Source organism: Streptomyces sp. NPDC006193 (assembly GCF_040613915.1).
Classification (GTDB): Bacteria; Actinomycetota; Actinomycetes; order Streptomycetales; family Streptomycetaceae; genus Streptomyces.
This window is the reverse complement of sequence record NZ_JBEXTB010000035.1, coordinates 53,951-73,110: the sequence shown is the minus strand read 5'-3', so window position 1 is coordinate 73,110 and position 19,160 is coordinate 53,951. Positions and strand designations below refer to the sequence as shown.

18 protein-coding genes and 1 pseudogene are annotated in these 19,160 nt (G+C 72.8%); 8 read left to right on the top strand and 11 right to left on the bottom strand.

Going from position 1 to position 19,160, the window contains the following annotated elements:
• Positions 1-366 precede the first annotated feature (366 nt).
• Positions 367-1,101 carry a winged helix-turn-helix domain-containing protein gene (locus ABZ261_RS25765; protein ID WP_356863047.1) on the top strand — a complete coding sequence of 245 codons (735 nt, stop codon included), beginning with the start codon at positions 367-369 and terminating at the stop codon, positions 1,099-1,101.
• A gap of 87 nt (positions 1,102-1,188) precedes the next feature.
• Entirely contained in the window at positions 1,189-2,148 is a 960-nt protein-coding gene (locus ABZ261_RS25760; RefSeq protein WP_356863045.1) for a DMT family transporter, read from the top strand.
• Positions 2,149-2,278: 130 nt separating this feature from the next.
• Here ABZ261_RS25760 and ABZ261_RS25755 read toward each other — a convergent pair whose 3' ends face one another.
• The 6 genes from ABZ261_RS25755 to ABZ261_RS25730 form a co-directional block, all read right to left on the bottom strand.
• Positions 2,279-2,923 carry an NAD(P)H-binding protein gene (locus tag ABZ261_RS25755; RefSeq protein WP_356863043.1) on the bottom strand — a complete coding sequence of 215 codons (645 nt, stop codon included), beginning with the start codon at positions 2,921-2,923 and terminating at the stop codon, positions 2,279-2,281.
• 27 nt (positions 2,924-2,950) lie between these two features.
• Positions 2,951-3,931 carry an aldo/keto reductase gene (locus tag ABZ261_RS25750; protein WP_356863041.1) on the bottom strand — a complete coding sequence of 327 codons (981 nt, stop codon included), beginning with the start codon at positions 3,929-3,931 and terminating at the stop codon, positions 2,951-2,953.
• 55 nt (positions 3,932-3,986) lie between these two features.
• Entirely contained in the window at positions 3,987-5,060 is a 1,074-nt protein-coding gene (locus ABZ261_RS25745) for an SMP-30/gluconolactonase/LRE family protein (protein ID WP_356863039.1), read from the bottom strand.
• 148 nt (positions 5,061-5,208) lie between these two features.
• Entirely contained in the window at positions 5,209-6,045 is an 837-nt protein-coding gene (locus ABZ261_RS25740) for an AfsR/SARP family transcriptional regulator (protein WP_356863037.1), read from the bottom strand.
• A gap of 389 nt (positions 6,046-6,434) precedes the next feature.
• Positions 6,435-8,057: an MFS transporter gene (locus tag ABZ261_RS25735; protein ID WP_356863035.1), complete on the bottom strand. Its 1,623-nt coding sequence runs from the start codon at positions 8,055-8,057 to the stop codon at positions 6,435-6,437.
• Between the two features lie 130 nt (positions 8,058-8,187).
• Entirely contained in the window at positions 8,188-9,471 is a 1,284-nt protein-coding gene (locus ABZ261_RS25730) for an alpha/beta hydrolase (protein ID WP_356863033.1), read from the bottom strand.
• A 169-nt stretch (positions 9,472-9,640) separates the two neighbouring features.
• On the opposite strand from ABZ261_RS25730, the gene ABZ261_RS25725 reads away from it, so the two are divergent.
• Positions 9,641-10,225, top strand: a complete 585-nt coding sequence (locus ABZ261_RS25725; protein WP_356863031.1) for a helix-turn-helix domain-containing protein — start codon at positions 9,641-9,643, stop codon at positions 10,223-10,225.
• A 283-nt stretch (positions 10,226-10,508) separates the two neighbouring features.
• On the opposite strand, the gene ABZ261_RS25720 is transcribed toward ABZ261_RS25725, so the two are convergent.
• From ABZ261_RS25720 to ABZ261_RS25705, 4 genes are all read right to left on the bottom strand, one after another.
• Positions 10,509-10,973 (bottom strand): ester cyclase, encoded by a 465-nt coding sequence (locus tag ABZ261_RS25720; protein ID WP_356863029.1) that lies wholly within the window; start codon positions 10,971-10,973, stop codon positions 10,509-10,511.
• Positions 10,974-11,072: 99 nt separating this feature from the next.
• A complete protein-coding gene (gene fabG, locus ABZ261_RS25715) occupies positions 11,073-11,777 on the bottom strand; it encodes a 3-oxoacyl-ACP reductase FabG (RefSeq protein WP_356863027.1) in 705 nt (234 codons plus the stop codon).
• A gap of 60 nt (positions 11,778-11,837) precedes the next feature.
• Positions 11,838-12,497, bottom strand: coding sequence for an HAD-IA family hydrolase (locus ABZ261_RS25710; RefSeq protein WP_356863025.1), 660 nt, complete (start codon positions 12,495-12,497; stop codon positions 11,838-11,840).
• Positions 12,494-13,522 carry a ScbA/BarX family gamma-butyrolactone biosynthesis protein gene (locus tag ABZ261_RS25705; protein WP_356863023.1) on the bottom strand — a complete coding sequence of 343 codons (1,029 nt, stop codon included), beginning with the start codon at positions 13,520-13,522 and terminating at the stop codon, positions 12,494-12,496. Before ABZ261_RS25705 ends, ABZ261_RS25710 begins: the two co-directional genes overlap by 4 nt.
• 189 nt (positions 13,523-13,711) lie before the next feature.
• Here ABZ261_RS25705 and ABZ261_RS25700 point away from each other — a divergent pair, with 189 nt between their 5' ends.
• Positions 13,712-15,277 (top strand): acyl-CoA carboxylase subunit beta, encoded by a 1,566-nt coding sequence (locus ABZ261_RS25700; protein ID WP_356863021.1) that lies wholly within the window; start codon positions 13,712-13,714, stop codon positions 15,275-15,277.
• 11 nt (positions 15,278-15,288) lie between these two features.
• Entirely contained in the window at positions 15,289-15,501 is a 213-nt protein-coding gene (locus tag ABZ261_RS25695) for an acyl-CoA carboxylase subunit epsilon (protein WP_356863019.1), read from the top strand.
• 80 nt (positions 15,502-15,581) lie between these two features.
• Here the strand turns inward: ABZ261_RS25695 and ABZ261_RS25690 are convergent, their stop codons facing one another.
• On the bottom strand, positions 15,582-16,601 hold the full coding sequence (locus tag ABZ261_RS25690) for a ketoacyl-ACP synthase III family protein (RefSeq protein ID WP_356863017.1): 1,020 nt from the start codon (positions 16,599-16,601) through the stop codon (positions 15,582-15,584).
• A 297-nt stretch (positions 16,602-16,898) separates the two neighbouring features.
• Between ABZ261_RS25690 and ABZ261_RS25685 the strand changes: the two genes are divergently transcribed.
• The 3 genes and pseudogenes from ABZ261_RS25685 to ABZ261_RS25675 all read left to right on the top strand — a co-directional run.
• Complete coding sequence (locus ABZ261_RS25685; protein WP_356863015.1) at positions 16,899-17,177, top strand: acyl carrier protein; 279 nt, start codon at positions 16,899-16,901, stop codon at positions 17,175-17,177.
• A gap of 22 nt (positions 17,178-17,199) precedes the next feature.
• Positions 17,200-18,393 (top strand): beta-ketoacyl-[acyl-carrier-protein] synthase family protein, encoded by a 1,194-nt coding sequence (locus ABZ261_RS25680; protein WP_356863013.1) that lies wholly within the window; start codon positions 17,200-17,202, stop codon positions 18,391-18,393.
• A pseudogene (locus tag ABZ261_RS25675) lies at positions 18,390-19,088 on the top strand (beta-ketoacyl synthase N-terminal-like domain-containing protein); the annotation flags it as partial. The gene ABZ261_RS25680 and the pseudogene ABZ261_RS25675, both read left to right, overlap by 4 nt.
• Positions 19,089-19,160: the final 72 nt, after the last annotated feature.

The window sequence follows — 19,160 nt, the reverse complement described above, 5'->3', positions numbered from 1 at the left end:
CAGGAACCCGGCCCAGGTGCAGAGCCGCGTCGACGCCTACCGCAGGTTCGCCCAGATCCTCGGCGTCGACCCCGGCGGCAACCTGTACTGCTGACGGCGGCCCCGCCGGGCGCGTGCGGAAGGCCATGACCCTCACCAGGGCCAAGGGCTTTCCGCATGCGCCCCGGCGCCCCCACATGAGCTGCTCGCCACCAGCCTGAGACGCGCCGTCGCGGCCGTGACCCCAGCCCGCTGCCACGGCACCCCGTGGTCACTCTGCAGCTGGTCACCCCGCAGCGCCGTCACTTGGACCCTTCAGGTGGTCTGCCACCGGATTGCCGCCTCATCGTTTCGCCAGACGTCGAAATGATGAGGCATCCTGGCATCATGGACGACACACCTGCTCCGGGACCGGCGGCCGCCCCCGCTCCCGCCGCGCGGCTTGCCTCTTTCGCCGCGGCCCTGGCCGACGAGACGCGGGCCGCGATCTGCATGACCTTGCTGGAAGGGCGCGCCTGGACGGCGGGAGAGCTGGCCCGCGCCACCGGGGTCGCCCCCTCCACCGTCAGCGGGCATCTGACCCGGCTCCTCGACGCGGGCGTGTGCGTGACGGAGCGGCAGGGGCGGCACAGCTATGTGCGCATCGCCGATGCCGCCACCGCCCGAGTGGTCGACGAACTGGCCTCACACGCCGTCCCGGGCCGCGATGCGGCCCACGCCGTGCCGGTGGTCGCCGCACCGGACCCGCTGGCGCGTGCCCGCACCTGCTACGACCACTTCGCGGGGAGGTTCGGCATGGCGGTGACGGACGCCATGGCGGACCGGGGCCTGCTGCGCACGGAGGGTGTCTTCGAACTCACTCGGGCCGGCTTCGCCTGGTGCGAGGAGGCGGGGGTCGACGTGACGGCGGCGGGGCGCAGGCCGCCGGCGAGTTCCTGCCTGGACTGGACCGAACGCCGACGCCACCTGGGCGGCCTGGTCGGAGCGGGGTTGTGCGCGCGGGCCCTGGCCGAGGCCTGGGTGGTGCGTCCCCAGGGCGGCGGACGGGCCCTGCTGGTGACGCGGGCGGGAGAGGCGGCCTTCGGCGAACTCCTGGGCCTCACCGCGAAGGCATGGGACTAGCGGGCCGCACGGCGGCGCGGACGATGCCCGAAGCTCGGGACAATAGTTCGGTGAACACCGAAGCGTTCCGGTGTAGGGTCAGCAGGCATGACCACCCGTCCGCGTGCCCTTCCCCCTGCCCTGCTGACCGGAGCGGCCGTCTGCTTCACCGTGTTCGCCTGGGCGTCCGCATTCGTCTCCATCCGCACCGCGGCAGCCGCCTACTCCCCGGGGGCCCTCGCCCTCGGCAGACTGCTCGCCGCCTCACTCGTCCTGGTGACGCTGCTGCTCCTGCGCCGTGAAGGCCTCCCCCCGCGCGGCGCCCGAAAAGGCATCCTGTTGTCCGGGCTCGTATGGTTCGCCGGCTACACGGTCGCGCTCAACCAGGGTGAACGCCTCGTCGACGCGGGGACCGCGTCCCTGCTGGTCAACACCGGGCCGATCCTCATGGCGCTGCTCGCCGCGCGCCTGCTGGGCGAGGGCCTGCCACCGCGGCTGCTGACGGGCACAGCGGTCTCGTTCGCCGGCGCCGTGGTCGTCGGGCTGTCGATGTCGTCCGACAGCGGCGGTCCGACGTCGGTGCTCGGGGTGGCGCTGTGCCTGCTCGCGGCGGTGGCCTACGCGACGGGGGTGATCGCGCAGAAGCCCGCGCTCTCCCACGGGACACCGCTGCAGATCACCACGTACAGCTGCCTCACCGGGACCGTGGCGTGCCTGCCGTTCACCGGAGAACTGGTCGCCGGCATCCCCCGGGCCCCGCTCTCCGCCACCCTCAACATGATGTATCTGGGGGTGGTCCCCACCGCTCTCGCCTTCACCACCTGGACCTACGCGCTCGCCCGGATGCCGGCAGGCAGACTCGGCGCGACCACCTACGCCGTACCGGCCATCGTCGTCCTGCTGAGCTGGCTGCTCCTGGGCGAAGTCCCGGCCTGGCTGACCCTGCTGGGCGGCCTGCTGTGCCTGACCGGGGTGGCCGTCTCCCGCTACCGTCCCCGGCAGCGGAAGGACGCGGCGGTACGAGCGGGCGCGCCCGTGCCCCGACCCGCCGACCGACAAGGGCGGTAGCACTCTCGCGCACGCCCCGCCCGGATGCCGCGGCGAACCCGCGGCGAACCGAATGGCATCCGCCGGGCCGGGCCCCGGGTGTGCACCCTGTCGCGGCGGCTGCCGGGGGCTCACCCGGGGCGGGGCGGGCTCAGGAGGCCAGTGAGTCGAGGGCCTCGGCGATGGGACGGCCGCCGCCGGTCACCTCGAAGGCGCGGCGGACGGTGGCCGGGTGGTCCAGCGAGGAGACCAGGACGGTCGCCAGGTCCTCACGGCTCAGGGACCCCTCCTCCACCTCGTCACCGACGGTGATCCGGTCGCCGGGGGCGTTGTCGTTCAGCCACGGCGGCCGGACGATCGTCCACTTGAGTTCCGACTTCTCCAGGTGGGTGTCCGCGGCCAGCTTGGCGTGGCCGGTGTCGCGGAGGTAGCCGGGCAGTCGGCTGGGGTCGGCGGTGCCCCACATCGACAGCTGCACCCAGCGCCGCACCCCGGCGGCCACCGCCGCGTCGACGGCGGCGACGACGCCCCGGTGGTCGATCAGCTCGGCCTGCCGCTTGTCCATGCTGCGCGTGGCGGCCGTGTTGATCACCGCGTCCGTGCCGGCGAACGCGTCGGCCAGGGCGGCGCCGGGTGCGGCGAGGTCCACGACGGCGGTCGCGACGTCAGCGCCGAACAGCTTCTCGGCCCGCGCGGCGTCGCGCACCGCCGCACGGACCGTGTGCCCGTCGGCGAGCAGCCGCTTGACGACGCGCCGGCCCGTGGCGCCGGTGGCCCCGAGGACAGTGACGTTCATGTGTGTCTCCTGGTTGACGGACTTCGTTCAGATGTTGACGGTGGCCATACGGGGCGGGTCGTACCGCTCGCCCGCGACGGCCGCGGCCGGTACGGCCGCCTCGATCGCGGCCAGCTGTTCCCCGGTGAGCTCCAGCTCCAGCGCCCGGAGGTTCTCGTCGAGGTAGGCGCGCCGCTTGGTGCCCGGGATCGGCACGACGTCGGCGCCCCGGGCCAGCAGCCAGGCCAGGGACAGCTGCGCGGCCGTCACGCCGTGGTCCGCGGCCAGCTTCCGCAGCGTGTCCACGAGCGCGAGATTGGCGTCCAGGTTCTCCCGGCTGAAGCGCGGCGACAGATGCCGCACGTCATGGGACGGCAGTGCGCCGGTGTCCGTGATGCGGCCGGTGAGCAGGCCGCGGCCCATCGGGCTGTAGGCCACCAGCCCGATGCCGAGTTCCCGCAGGGTGGGCAGCAGGGCGTCCTCGATGTCGCGGGTGAACAGCGAGTACTCGTACTGTCCCGCGGTGATCGGGTGGACGGCGTGCGCCCGGCGGACCGTGTCGGGGGCCGCCTCGGAGATGCCGAGGTGCCGCACCTTGCCGGCCGCGACCAGTTCGGACAGGGCGCCCCAGGTCTCCTCGACGGGCACCTCGGGGTCGACCCGGTGCTGGTAGTACAGGTCGATGTGGTCGACGCCCAGCCGGAGCAGTGACGCGTCGCAGGCCGCCCGCACGTACTCGGGGCGGCCGTTGATGCCCTTGAGCGTGCCGTCCGGCAGCCGTTCGATACCGAACTTGGTGGCGACGACGACCTCGTCCCGGCGGCCGGCCACGGCCCTGCCGACGAGGCGTTCGTTGGTGAACGGGCCGTACATGTCGGCGGTGTCCAGCAGCGTCACGCCGTTGTCCAGCGCGCGCCGGATCGTCGCCAGGGACTCCGTGTCGTCGGGCACACCGTAGTGGTCGCTCATGCCCATGCAGCCGAGGCCGAGGGCGGAGACCTCCAGTCCGGCGAGGAATCGGCGTTCCATGTGTTCTCTCCCGTGTTCTGCGCAGTGATTCCCTTCCGGGGACGGCCGCCCGCGCTCAGTAGCGGCGCAGGACGAAACCGTCCCGGGTCTGTGCGCCGCCGCTGCCGAACAGGACGTTGAGGTTGCTGCTGAGCACGTAGCCGCCGGACGGGGTGATGGCCACGGTCGTGGGCGCCGCGTCGGACGACGCCTGGGCGCTCAGGGTGCGGCCGGTGCGCCACCCGTCGTCCGAGCGGAGCCGGAAGACCCCGTCGATGCCGGTGGAGCGGATGGTGTTGGTCGCCGCCCAGAGGGTGCCGTCCGGGGCGAGGGCCATGCCGTCCGCACCGGGGATCCGCTGCTGGAGGTCGACCTCGCGGAAGTCCTGGGGCCGGTCCAGCGGGATCCGGAAGATCGCCCCCGTGTCGTAGCGCACCACCAGCAGGTAGCCGTCGGGGTGGTAGACGATGCCGTTCACACCGACGTTGGGCATGCCGTTCTCGTCCGTGCCGGCGTCCAGCGCCGGGTCGTACAGGAACGTCGACTTCTGGCCCGACGGCGTGACCTTGAAGATGTGGCCGGAGAAGGAGTCCGTGACGTAGGCGTTGCCGCGGGGGTCCAGGGCGATGTCGTTGGCGAGGTGCAGACCGGGCGCCTCGCCGAGGTCGACGCGCTTCTGCAGCTTCCCGGTCCGCAGGTCGTAGACGGCCAGCCCCGCGTGGCGTCCGCGGGTCTCGGGGGTGGAGCCGACGCTGAGCAGGGCGTCCGGGCCCGCGTAGACGTCGTCGTAGGTGACGAGGAGGCGGTTGCGGGGCACGTCGACGCGGATCGCGCCGGTCGCTATCAGCTCGGGGTCGTCGATCAGCGTGCGGGGCGTGCCGTCGGCGCCGACCACGGACACGGTGCCGTAGCGGATGGAGCCGATGAGGAAGGCGGAGCGCGTCGGGTCCCATGTGACGCCCTCGGGGTGGATGGCCGTGCCCGTTCCGTTGATCACGGACGGCAGCGCCGCGTCGGCCGCGGCCGGTCTGGTGCCGTCCGCGCCGGCCGAGACGGGCAGAGCGAGGGCCGTCGAGGGCAGCAGGGCGGTGGAGAGGACGAGGGCGGCGGGCACGAGCGCCCGGTGCAGGCGCCGAAGTCCGTTGACCATGGAAGTACCTTTCCGGTAGCGGGGTCGCTGAGACGGTGTGGGGGGACCCGGGTGGACGGCGTACGCGCCGCGTCCAGGAATCACCCGGAGGAGGGCAGGGCGGCGGGAATGCGGGAATCACCCGGATGGGAGAGGCTGTAGGCCGGACTCAGGAAGCGCGGTGCATTTCTCCGGTGAACAGCCGGCCCGCGGCGACGACCGGGGAATGGACGAAAGAGTGATTCCCCGCCTTGTCCGACAGTATCGCCTGGTGCAGCGTCTGGAGTTCCGTGGAGGGGTCGAGTCCGAGTTCTTCCCGCAGCAGGCTCCGCATATCGTGATAGGCGTGCAGGGCGTCGCCCCGCCGGCCGCTGCGGTAAAGCGCCGTGATGAGCTGTCCGTGCAGCCATTCGTTGAGCGGATGGCAGGCGACCAGCTTCTTCAGTTCGGCGGCGATCTGGGAGTGCAGGCCCATGCGCATATCGGCGTCTATGCGCAGCTGGAGGGTCCGCATGTGCAGCTCCTCGAGGTGCCGCACGTGCTGGGTGAGCACCGGGCCGCTGGCCACATCGGTCAGCGGATCGCCGCGCCACAGCGCCAGAGCCTGCCTGACCAGGCGTGAACCCTCCGCAAGGTCACCGCGATCGAGCAGCGCCTCGCCCTGGCGGGCCAGTCGCTGGAAGTTCTCCGCGTCCACCTGCTCGGGCAGTGCCCGCAGGATGTAGCCGGTCGACCAGGTCTCGATCGGGTCGTGCGCTGTTCGCTCGCCGAGCGCCTCGCGCAGCATTTTTCTCAGGTGGTACACATGCGTTCTCACCGTGGAGAGTGCCGTCTTCGGAGGTTCCTTGCCCCAGAGTTCGTCCACCAGTGTGCCGTGTGACACCACCGCTCCGGGCTGGAGCACCAGAAGACTCAGTAGTTGACGGACTTTCGGGCCCCGCGGCACGGTGATCGTCTCAGTGTTCCAGGTGAGGGTCAGCGGGCCGAGAATATTGAACCGAAGCACTGGGATCCTTGAGTTCGCGCTCACTCCAACAACCTTTCGGCAAAAGGCTCACACACGTGAAGGGCGCTTTCAAGGGAGTACAACGAAGGTTGACCCCGTGTACCGGCTCTTCACCATTGCTTTTCCGTGGCGTCGGTGTGTGAATTCCGCCACGCCGGTGCGGGCGCAACGCTGTGCACGCGGAAAGAGAGCGAAATCCGCGGGAGCGAGCGCGTTCGCCGCCCGGGCCCCGGGCACCGGGCGGCGAACGAGTGGGGGAGGGCCGGCCTCTCCGGCGGTGCCGGCCCTCGGAGGGTGCGGTCGGCCGTCGGACGGTGCGGTCGCCCGTCGGACGGGGCCAGACGGGGTGACCGGCCGTCGGACGGTGGCGCGGACGGGGTGTCCGGCCGTCAGACGGTGGCGTCCTTCTTCGACGCGGCCGGGGCTTCGCCGCGCTCCGCGGCCGGGGCCTCGGCGCGCTCGCCCTCCGCCGTGTCCTGACCGGTGTCGTCCGCACGGTCGGTGAGGATGCGGTGCAGCACCGCGGCGCTGACGACGCAGATGGCGGCGGCGCACCACAGGACGATCCGGAAGCCCTCCGTGTACCCGGTGCGCAGGAAGTCCGCGAACTCGCCGCGCAGACCGGCGGCCACCTGCCGGACCGGGCCGTCGACGTCGCCGCTGGTGACGCTGTCGGCGACCTCGCGGGTGCGCAGGCCGGCCTCGGCCCCGAAGCGGGCCAGCCCGCCGGAGATGCGGCTCTGGACGAGGGAGACCAGCGCGGCCACCATGCCCGCCACGGCGACGGCTTCGCTGGCGAGCCGGATGGTGTTGAACATGCCGCTGGCCATGCCGACCTTGGTGGGCGGGACGGTGCTGACCGCCGCGCCGTCCATCAGGCCGTAGATGAGGCCGATGCCGATGCCGACCACGAGCAGCGGACCGGCCAGGGCGAGCAGTCCGATGCCCGGGTGGACCACCGTCAGCCAGGCGCACCCGGCGGCCACCAGCACCAGGCTGGAGCTGAGAACGGTGCGCATGGCGACCCCGGCCTGCACCAGGCGCCCGGCGACCAGCGGGAAGACCAGCACCGGAACGGTCAGCAGCAGCATGGTCACGCCCGCTTCGCCGTCGCTCTGCCCATCGGCGCCGACGAGGTAGGAGGGCAGCAGCACCATCAGGCCGACGAAGCCGAAGGAGACCGCGGTGGCGAGCAGGTTGACGGCCATGAAGCGCGGTTCACGGAACAGGCTCAGGTCGAACATCGGCATCCGCTGGCGCCGCTCCACCGCGACGAAGGCGGCGAGGAACAGGACGCAGCCGAGGAAGAGCCCCAGCACCTGCGGGCTGCCCCAGCCCCACTGCGGGCCCTCGATGACGCCGAGGGTGAAGAGGAACAGGCCGACGGTGAAGGTGATCGTGCCGGGCCAGTCCACGGAGTTGGCCTCCGGGTCCTTGGACTCCTGCACGAGCCGGAAGCCGAACAGGGAGAGCGCCGTGATGACCACGTGGATCCAGAACACCGAACGCCAGCCGAGCGCCGACGCGAGCAGGCCGGAGGTCGTCGGGCCGAGCGCGAGGCCCGCGCCGATGGTGACCCCGACGTAGGCGAACGCCTTGGTCCGGGCGGCGCCCTGGTACATGTTCGCCATCACCGACACGCCGGCGGTCATGATGCAGGCCGCGGCCACACCCGAGACACCCCGCGCCACGTCGAGGACGACGACGTGCGGAGCGAGGGCGCCGACCAGCGACGAGAAGCCGTACAGGGCGACACCGAAGGCGAAGACCCGCTTGCGGCCGATGCGGTCGGCGATGGAACCCGCGGCCATCATGCAGCTGGCGGCCATCACGTTGTAGGAGTTGACCACCCACTGCAGGGGGACGACTCCGGCGTCGAGGTCGCGGCCGATCGCCGGCAGCGCTACCGGGGGGCTGCTGAGGCCGTAGGGAACGATGAAGACGGCCAGGCACAGGGCGAAGAGGGTGAGTCCGGCCCGTGGAGGCGCTTCACGGGCGGTGACGGCAGTCATCGGACTGCTGCTCCTTCCGAGGTGAGATGCGAGGTGGGATCCGGGGCGAGAACCGGGGTGGGAGCCTGGGCGGGTTGCGCCGGGCGGCCGAGCCGCGGAAGCGGCCCCGCCGCCCGGGCGCGCATCCCGGTCAGCGGTCGCGCGCCGGGAGGTCGCGCAGCCACTGCGACAGGGTCCGGAGGAAGCGGTTGTCCTCCCAGCGGGCGTACACCACGTCCTGGTGGGTCAGCGCCGTGTCGGAGTACAGCGCCAGTTCGGGGATCCGGCTGCCGGCGGCGACCGAGGCGGCCGCCTGTCCGGTGGTGCCGTTGGTCAGGCCCGACTGGAAGGCGTACAGCGGGATGTCGATGCCGGCGGTGTGGGCCAGCCGCAGGCCGAGCCGCCGGGTGACGTCCGTCTCGGTGAAGGGCAGGGCCGCGACGTAGTCGAGCAGCACCCGGTTGAGCGTGTACCACAGCCAGGCGCCGGGCTGCGGGCCGGCGAACGCCTCGGCGATCGTGGCCAGGCGGGTGGGGCCGCCGTCGCTCCAGACGCCGCTGTCCTCCAGCGCGCCGGCCCGCACCGAGAACGAGGGGTGGGCGCGCTCGGCGTCGAACAGCCAGCCCAGCAGGCCCGCGTTGGTCAGCTTGCGGTCGGTGCGGACCGCCTCGGGCAGCCGGTCGGCGAGCACGGCCGGGGCCTGCGGATCCGCCAGGGCGTGCTGGGCCGCCAGCTGGAACCAGACGGCGGCGTCCTCGGGACGGGTGCCCAGACCGACCGTGGTGCTGGTGAAGTCCTCGAAGACCGCGCCCTCCTCGATCTGCGCGAGCCAGCCCTCGGCGGCGGCCAGCGGCAGGTCGAACTCCATGCCGGCGCCCGCGAAGGCGTTGAGCACACCGCCGTCGACGACGGCCAGGCCCGCCAGGTCGCGGTGGCCGGGGGTGCCGTCGAAGTCCCAGGCGGCGTACGACAGCGCGGCGGTCGCGCCCACCGACACACCGCCGAGGACGACCTCCCGACGCCCGCCGTCCGAGGCGGCCTCGACCACGCGGCGCAGGTCCTCCACGAGCACGCCGAGGCCCCACTGCGCCGCGTACAGGTGGTCCTTGGACTCGCAGGCCCGGTACCGGCCGCCCAGGTAGTACTCGGTGGCCTCCTCGGGGCTGCGCGAGAAGCCGGAGAGGTCCGCGAGGTTCTGCTCGCGGCGGTCCACCGCCCACACCTGGAGGTCGTCGGCGGCCTTGGCCAGGCAGCGCGCGGTGTGCTTGAAGACCGCGGCGCCGCCCTCACGGCCGCCCACCAGCACGAGGACGCGCCGGGCGTCGGGGCGGCCGATCTTGAGGACGCCGACCTTCTGCAGCTCCGCGGGGCCGCTCGCGGTGACCCCGTCGTGAAACTCGTACGTCTCCATCCAGTCCTGCTGGTCGTGCGACACGAGATCCACACTCCTTGTTGGTTGCAAGTACGTCTCTAGTCGGCACATGACTGTAGTCGAAACTCGTGAAGATGCAACACTGAGGTTGCAACTATTCACGTACTTGCTACTCGGGTGTAGGTTGCTAGAGTCAGTAGAACGCCGAGACCAGGGAAGAAAGGCGGGCACCGTGCCGGACACCACCAAAGAGCGGCCGCTGCGTGCGGACTCCGAGCGCACGGTCCGGCTGATCCTGGAGACCGCGGAGCGCGTGCTGAGCGAGGACCCCGGTGCGAGCCTGGGGCAGATCGCGGCCGCCGCCGGCGTGGCCCGTACCACCGTGCACCGGCGGTTCCTCTCGCGCGAGGCCCTGCTGGACGCGATGGCCTCGCACGCCTTCCGGCAGGTCGAGGAGGCCATCGACGCGGGGCGGCCGGAGACCGCGCCGCCGATGGTGGCGCTCCACCAGGTCACCGCGAACGTGATCGAGGCCAAGAGCAGCTGGCGGTTCGCCGTCCACCAGCCCCAGCTGCGCGACCCCGAGGCCGTCGCCGCCCACGACCGCATCTTCGCCAAGGGCATGAAGCTGCTCGAACGGGCCCGGGACGCGGAGCTGCTGCGTCCCGGCGCGGACCTGCTGTGGGCGCAGCGCGTCTATCACGCGCTGATCGAGCAGGCGATCCAGGAGCGTGCGGCCAGCGGCATCGACCCGGACGCGCTCGCCGCGGCCGTCGTGGACACGCTGCTGAGCGGCGTGGGGCCGCTGAAGCGGTAGCGGTCCGCCGCCGTCCGGGGGCGGCGGCGGGCGTCGGCGCGGCCGGGAGGGCCGGCGGCGCAGCCCGGCCCGCGGGGCGCGGGGCGTCAGGGCCGGGGAGGGGGAGGAGGGGCAGGACGCGGCCGGTCCGCGGCCTGCGGGAGGCCGGAGCGCCTGGCGCGCCCGGTGTGCGGCATCCGGCGAACACCCGGCGCATCCGGTGCGCGGGAACGCCGTGTGGGCGGCACCGAGTGCGGTGCCGCCCACACGTTCGAGGGGGAAGACGGAGGGAGGGGCGTCCCGGTCAGGCGCGCGGCGCCGGCTTGGGCGCGCCCTCCAGCGGCTTGTCCCACGCGCCGAGCTGACGCATCAGCTCCAGGTCGTCCCGGACCGCCCAGTGCTCGACGACCTTGCCGTCGGCGATCCGGTAGATGTGGATGTGCTGGACCCGGACCTTCTTGCCGGTCGCGGGGATCCCCATGAAGTCCTTGACCTGGCGACCCGAGAAGATCACCCGCAGCGCCGCCTTGTCGCCCTTGGCGAACGAGTCGACGATCTCCCAGCGGGCGCCCTCCCAGACGCTGCGCATCCACCGGGCGGTGTTGGCGTACGCCTCCGGGCCGCGCGGCGCCCCCTCCGGGGCCTCCCAGTCGATGAAGTCCTCGGCCACCAGCCGGTGCGCGGCCTCCTCGTCGCCGTCGTTGAAGATCAGCCCCATGTCCACGGCGATCTGCCGGACGTCCTCATCCGTCAGGGCCTGGGTCGTCACGATCTGCTCCTCTTGTTCGTTCGGTCAGCTGTGTGATTGCGATTGCGGTGGTTCGTGTGGGTGGTGCGGTGCGCGGTGCGCGGAGTGCGCACCGGGGCGCTACTGGCCCATGGCCAGACCGCCCCCGACGGGAACGGCGGCCCCGGTGACGTACGAGGCGCCGTCGCTCGCCAGGAAGCGGACGACCTCGGCGACCTCCTCGGGGGTCCCGGTGCGGCGCAGCGGGGTCTGGCTGAGCAGCTGGTCCCGCCGCTTGTCGGTGACGTCGCGGATCATGTCGGTCTCGATGAGGCCGGGGGTGACCATGTTGACGGTGATGCCCCGCGACCCCAGTTCCCAGGCGAGCGAGCGGGTCAGCCCCAGCATCCCGGCCTTCGACGCGGCGTAGTTGGTCTGGCCGGGCGAACCGAGGAAGCCCATCACGGACGACATGAAGACGATCCGGCCCCGCCGGGCGCTGATCATCGACCGGGCGACCAGGCGGGCCATGCGGAACGCCCCCACCAGGTTGGTCTGCAGCACGTCCTCGAAGTCGTCGTCCCGCATCACCGGGGCCAGTCCGTCCCGGGTGATGCCGGCGTTGGCGACGAGCACCTCGACGGGTCCGTACTGGGCTTCGACCTCGGACACGGCGCGCTCGGCGGAGTCGCGGTCGGTCACGTCGCAGCGCACGGCGAAGAGCCCTTCGGGCGGCTCCCCGGTGCGGTGGGTGACGGCGACCTTGTCGCCGTCCGCGCTGAACGCGCGCGCCACGGCGAGCCCGATCCCCCGGTTCCCGCCGGTGATCAGAACGGTTCTCGACACGATGGTCTCCTGTCGTTGGGGCACGTGATGGAAGGCGGTCTGCCGCAGCGGCCCGCCGGTTCAGACACCGGAGGGCAGGGCCAGCAGCGGACGCAGCCGGGCCGCCGCCTGCTCGGCGTCGGTGAAGTGGACGGCCCGCCAGCCGGCCGCCTCGGCGCCCGCGCAGTTGGCCGCGGAGTCGTCGATCAGCACACAGGACTCCGCGGGCACCCCCGCGGCCTCCGCGGCGATCTCGAAGATCCGCCGCTCGGGCTTGCGGGAGCCGACCTCGAACGACAGGACCAACGCGTCGAAGAGGCCGTCCGGTTCGATCATGCGGCGCCACTGCCGGTCCCAGGCCGGCGGCATGTTCGACAGCATGCCGACGAACACGCCCCCGTCGTGCAGCTCGCGCAGGAAGCGCAGCCACGCGTCGTTGGTCCGCCGCCCCCGGAACCACCGCTCGCCGAAGCCGGACAGGTCGGCCTCCACCCCGGTGTCCCGGGCGAGTTCGGCCGCCATGCGCCGGGCCCACTCCTCCTCGCTGATCAGCGGAGTGTCCAGCGGGGCCATGACGTCACCGCCGAAGGGCCGGGCCACCTCGGCCATCGCCCGGCGGAACGCCTCGGCGGGCAGCCCCTCCCGGGCGCAGAAGTCCTCCAGGTCGCGGTCGATGGGCGGGGTCAGCACGCCCCCGAAGTCGCTCCAGACCGCCCGTACGGCGGCGGGCTTCGCGGTCATGCCCCCTCCTCGCCGGCCGCGGGGCCGAAGTCCAGTTCCGTCTCGGCCACCGTCGCCCCGTTCTGCCGGAACTCCACGAGCAGGCCGCACGGCGGCGTCGGAGCACCGGCGCCGGGCCGGTCCGCGCGGGCCGTGGCCGTGACGGAGCTGTCCAGCTCGACGAAGCGCGTGAAGCGCGCCGTGCACGCGGCCACCGGTGCGGTCACCGGCACGCCCGCCAGATGGGCCAGCTGCCGCGCCGCCTCCACCAGCACCATGGCCGGGATGTGGTCGTAGGAGTGGTCGAACAGGCTGCGGTTCTCCCAGCGCGGCTCGACCGGCGCGGACACGGCCGCGCCCTCGCGCACCGGCTCGCCCAGCACGACGTTGAGCGGATTGCGCCGTCCCACGGCGGCGGCGTCAGCGGGCCGGCCGGCCGTGGTGGTGTCCAGGTCCTCGGTGACCGGGGGAGTGGACCTGCGCTGGAGGAAACGGAGCTTGCGGTAGTCCTCGCCCGCCGCGGTGCTGGTGTCGATGCCGATCCGCGCGGCCTGCCGTCCGGCCAGGCTCAGGGTCACGTCGAAGCGCACCCCCCGCAGCCGTCCGCCCCTCCCCTCGTCGCGTACGGCGCCGCCCGCGAGGACCAGTTCCCCGGGCCGGGTCCCGGCCGTGAGGGCACCCTGGTCCGTGATGCGGACCGAGAAGCCGTTGACGAGGAAGACGGTGTCCCGGGGCACCCCGTAGTACAGGTGTCCGGCGGCGGTGCACGCCTGCCGGGCGGACTCCAGCAGGAGCAGGAAGTCGAACGCGGCCGGCCGGCGCAGATGATCGCCGAAGTAGCCGTGCGACAGCGGAAGCTGCGCCCCTGCCAGGAACCCGTCGCCGTCGCGCCGCAGATCGGTGACGAACACCTCGCTCACCGCGGCGCGGTGCACCAGCCGGCGGTCGACGGTGCGGACGAACTCCGGCGCGGCGTCGGCCGCCGCGGGCGGCGGTGGCGGATCCGGTGTCGCCGCCTCTTCGACGACTTCGGTGACTGTCGTCATGTCGGAACTCCTTGTGTTTCGGTGCCGACACGATGTTCCGGGTCACGTATGAAAGGCGCGTAAAGAAGACGTCGAATCGACGCCCGGTGCCTGTCGCAGTCCACCACCGAGAGCTTTTAACCGGCTTTCATGCATCCGTCACATGATGCGGCCGTCACGTGGATGCGCTCGGGAAAAGAAAAGGGAGGGATGTCCGCCGTGACACAGGCAGGAATGAGGGAGCGGACCGACGAACTGCTGCGCCTGCGGGAGAAGGTGCGCGGCGGGCCGAGCGAGCGCGCGACCCAGGCGCAGCACGCCCGCGGGAAGCTGACCGTGCACGAGCGGCTGGAAACCCTGTTCGACAAGGGGACCTTCGTCGAGATCGAGGGACTGAGGAGGCACCGCGCCGCCGGCTTCGGGCTGGAGGAGCGCCGTCCGCACACCGACGGTGTCGTCACCGGCTGGGGCCGGGTGCACGGCCGCACGGTCTTCGCCTACGCGCACGACTTCCGCATCTTCGGCGGCTCGCTGGGGGAGTCCCACGCCGCGAAGATCCACAAGATCATGGACATGGCCGAGGCGGCGGGCGCCCCGCTGGTCAGCCTCAACGACGGCGCCGGCGCGCGGATCCAGGAGGGCGTCACCGCCCTGGCCGGCTACGGCGGCATCTTCCGCCGCAACGTCCGCGCCTCCGGAGTAATCCCGCAGATCAGCGTCATGCTCGGGCCGTGCGCCGGCGGGGCGACCTACTCCCCGGCGCTGACCGACTTCGTGTTCATGGTGCGCGGCATCTCCCAGATGTTCATCACCGGTCCCGACGTGGTGGAGACCGTCACCGGCGAGAAGGTCACCCATGAGGAACTGGGCGGCGCGGACGTGCACGCCGCCCTGTCCGGCGCCGCCCACTTCGTCCACGACGACGAGGAGTCGTGCCTGGAGGACGTCCGCTACCTGCTCTCGCTGCTGCCCGTCAACAACCGCGAGCTGCCGCCGGCGGTGCCGGCGCCCCCCGTGGACGTCCTCGACGAGGACCTGCTCGACCTGGTGCCCGCCGACCCCAACCAGCCCTACGACATGCGGGCCGTCGTCGAACGCCTCGTCGACGACGGGGAGCTGATGGAGGTGCACGAGCGGTGGGCGCCCAACCTGCTGTGCGCGCTCGCCCGCATCGACGGCCGCACCGTCGGCGTCCTCGCCAACCAGCCGCGGCACCTGGCCGGCGTCCTGGACGTGGACGCCTCCCAGAAGGGCGCCTCGTTCATCCAGACCTGCGACGCGTTCAACATCCCGCTGCTGACCCTGGTGGACGTGCCGGGTTTCCTGCCGGGCACCTCGCAGGAGCACGGCGGCATCATCCGGCACGGCGCGAAGCTGCTGTACGCCTATTGCGCGGCCACCGTGCCACGGGTGCAGGTCATCCTGCGCAAGGCCTACGGCGGCGCGTACATCGTGATGGACTCGCGCTCCGTCGGCGCCGACCTGTCGTACGCCTGGCCCACCAACGAGATCGCCGTGATGGGCGCGGAAGGCGCGGTCAACGTCATCCACCGGCGGGAGGTGGCGGCCTCGGACGACCCCGAGACCACACGCGGCATCCTGGCGCAGAAGTACCGGGAGGAACTGATGCACCCGTACTACGCGGCCGAACGCGGCCTGGTCGACGACGTGATCGACCCCCGGCGCACCCGGGCGGTGGTCGCCGAGGCGCTGCGGGCCCTGCGCACCAAGCAGGAGCTGCTGGTGCCGCGCAAGCACGGCAACCCGCCGATGTGAGGGAGACCGCCGTGACCGAGCACCCCGCCCCCGGGTTCCGGATCGTCCGCGGCCGGCCGACGCCGGAGGAGATCGCCGCCACCGCCGCCGTCCTGAGCCTCCTGCTGCGCGGCGGCCCGCCGGACGGCGCCGGGTCCGCGCCCGCCGGACCCGAGCCCGCCGCGCCGGGCTGGCTGCGGCCCCTCCCGCACGTCCCGGCCGGCGCCTGGCGCACCGTGGGCTGAACACACCGCAAGGGCCCGCCCGTTCCCCGGGCGGGCCCTCGACGCCTTCGCTCAGCGACGCGTGGGCGCACGGCGGCGGCTCAGCGGCGCGCGGCCTCCACGACCGCGCAGGTCCAGGTGAACCCCGCGCCGGCGTTGAGCAGCACCGCGACCTCGCCGGGACGCAGGGCCTCCTGGCGCAGCAGCTCGTGCAGACCGGCCGCCAGGTCACCGGTGCCCAGGTGACCGGTGTCCGCGCCCCAGTCGGCCGCAGGGGCGGGCAGCAGCTCGCCCAGGACCGGGATCCAGGCGGTGTCCAGCACTTTGGCGCCGAGCCGGGGCAGCACCGCCAGGCGGATCCGCGGATCGTCCGGGCGCACCCCGGCGTCCCGCAGCGCCCGCCGCAGGACGTGCCGGATCATGTCGCGGTTGATCTTGTGGAAGACGTCGGTCCCATGGTCCTTGAGATACGCCCGCTTGGTGCGGCGCATGTCGACGACGGGGGAGGCGTCCCGGGGCAGCCGGGCGAAGGGGTCGGCGCCCCGGTGCATGCCCTCCAGCTGCGGTGCCGCGGCGCTGTGCAGCGAGCGCAGCAGGAGCAGGTCGGAGGCGGCGGCGGGCTGCCGCAGCAGCACCGCCGTCCCCGCGTCCCCGTACGCGGCGCCGTAGTCGCTGCGCCAGCGGTCGAAGCCCGGCGGGACGAACCGGTCCGCCGTGGTGACCAGGGCGTGCCGTACGCCGGTCTCCAGGGACATCCGCGCCACGGCCAGCTCCAGCGCGGCCGCTCCCCCGTTGCAGATCTGCCGTACGCCGACCGGCAGGGCGGCGTGCGCGCCCAGCTGGTCGGCGATGTAGTGGGGCGGGGACCACAGGTCGTGGCCCTGGTAGTACATCCAGGAGTGGCACAGCAGGGACAGGTCGCCGGCGACCGCGTCCGACCGGCGCAGTGCCTCGGACGCGGCGCGCACCGCCATGTCGGGAGCCGACACGTCCTCGGCCACGGGCAGCTCACGGTGCCCCAGGTCCCTCGCCACCCGCGCCTCCAGCCGGCCCTCGGCCACCGCGTCGGCGGCGACGTCGCGTCCGGCGGGAAGCCACAGGGCGACTGAGGCGATACCCACGGGTACGGGCGGTCTCATCGGTGCAAGCCCCTTCAACTCGACAGCTGGGCGCAACCGTCCCAGCAGCGGGCATTCTCTGGAAGGGAGGTCGACGGCGCATAAAACCCGGGTCGAAATCGACGGCGCATAAAACCGGAATGGAATGCGGATCATATTCACCGGATGCCTGTCGGCAGGTTCTCGATGCCGTGGCAGCATGCTGACCGGGCCGGCGGAAATGACCGGTGAACGCCTGCCGAAGCCGCCGTCGCCCGCCGCATTCCGCACCCCACCCGTCCGCAGAGAAGGGAAACCACCATGTCCGACCTGACGACCCCGCTCTCCTCCGAACTGCGCGCCCGGGTCCGTGAGATCGTCGCGGACGTCCTGGAGGTCCCGGCCGACGAGCTCGTCGAGGACAAGAGCCTGGAGGACCTCGGCGCCGACTCCCTCATGGCCATCGAGATCTTCTCCCGCTTCGAGCGGCTGCTCGGCATCCGCATACCGCAGGAGGAGCTGACCGAGCTGGAGGACCTCAACGCCGCCTACGACCTGGTCGCCCGTCACCAGCCGTCCGCGGAGGCAGCGGGTGTCTGAGACGGCGACACACCGCGTCGTCGTGACCGGACTCGGTGCGGTGAGCAGCCTGGGCATCGGCGCCCGGCCGTTCATCGACTCCCTGCGGGCCGGCCGCAGCGGGATCTCGCCGATCCGGTCCTTCGACGCCTCCGGGTTCGACCACACCCGGGCCGGCGAGGTCCACGACTTCGTGCCGCAGGAGCACCTGGAACGCCTCGACCCGCGACGCTGGGGCCGCAGCAGCCAGTTCGCCGCCGCGGCCGCCCGTCTCGCGGTGCGGGACGCCGGGTGGGACACGGCCGAGCTGTCCGCCCGCCGGGCGGGCAGCGCCATGGGCACCACCAACGGTGAGGCCCGCGTCTTCCAGGAGCTGACCGAACAGTGGCTGGAGCGCGGCCCGGCCGGGACCGACCCCGGCCTGATCGCGCAGGCCCCGGCCGACCGCATCGCGGCGGCCGTCAACACCGAACTGCGGCTGCGCGGCGAGGCCCAGACGTTCGGCACCGCCTGCGCGGCGAGCAACTACGCCCTCGGGTACGGCTTCGACCAGATCCGGGGCGGCTTCGCCGACGTGATGGTGGTGGGCGGCGCCGACGCGGTGAACCGCGCCACCCACGCCGGCTTCCACCGCCTGGGCGCCATCGCCCCCGACGCCTGCCGCCCGTTCGACGAGGCACGGGCCGGCATCCTCACCGGCGAGGGCGGCGTCGCGCTGGTCCTGGAGTCCTGGGAGAGCGCGCAGGCGCGCGGAGCCCGCGTCTACGCCGAGGTGCTGGGCCACGCCGTCACCTGCGACGCCAAGCACCCGACACAGCCGGACCGCGACGGCATCGCCGAGTGCATCCGCCGCGCCCAGCACAACGCCGGGGTCAAGCCGGACGAGATCGACTACATCTGTGCGCACGGCACCGGCACGCGGGCCAACGACACCACCGAAGTGGCCGCGGTCCGCGAGGTGTTCGGCGACCGCGTCCCTCCCATCAGCTCCATCAAGTCGATGCTGGGGCACACCATGGGCGCGGCCAGCGGCTTCGGCGCGCTCGCCTGCTGTGCGGCCCTCCACGAGGGCTTCCTGCCGCCCACCGCGACGGTCCGGACCCCGGATCCCGCGCTGGGGCCGGACCTGGACTGCGTCGCCGGCGAGGCCCGGCCGGCGCGGCCGCGGATCGTGGAGAACCACGGCTTCGCCTTCGGCGGCAACAACGCCATCGTCATCCTGGGGAGGCCGCAATGACGGACGCCGCACCGACGGGTGCCGTGACACCGGACGCCGTGGCAAGGGGCGCCGTGCCGGCGGACCGGGACCCGTCCACCGTCGTGACCATCACCGGCTACGGGGTGCTCAGCCCCGCCGGTGTCGGCGGCAAGGCGCTCGGCGAGGCCCTGCGGACCGGGACGCTGCCGCCCCGGGAGCAGGGGAGCGCCGAGATCGCCGATGCGCCGGCCGGCGAGCCGCTGCCGCCGCTGCGCCTGCTGCCCGTGCCCGACCTCGACCCGCGCGAGTACCTCGGACGCAAGGGCCTGAGCAGCCTCAGCCGCACGGCCGTGCTCGGCATGACCGCTTGCGAGCTGGCCCTGCGCGGCCTGCCGGAGCCCGTGCCCGAGGAGCAGCGGTCCACCACCGGGGTGGTCCTGGGCAGCAGCACGGGCAGCGCCCGTGCGATCGGCGAGTTCTTCCGCGACACCTACGAGCAGGAACGGCCGTACCTGGTCAGCCCGGCGCTCTTCCCGGGCATCCTGCTCAACCACGCCGCCAGCCAGGTCGCGATGCGCCACCGGTTCACCGGTGTCAACGCCTCCCTGGCCGGCGGCCGGATCTCCGGCCTGTCGGCGCTGCGGTACGCGCGCAACGCCCTGCTCACCGGCCAGGCCACCCGTGTGCTGGCCGGCGCCATGGAGGAGCTGAGCCCGCAGACCGCCTGGGCGTGGCACCGGGCCGGAGCGCCCGCCGGGCACCCGGTCGGCGAGGGCGGCGCGGTGTTCGTCCTGGAGCGCGGCACC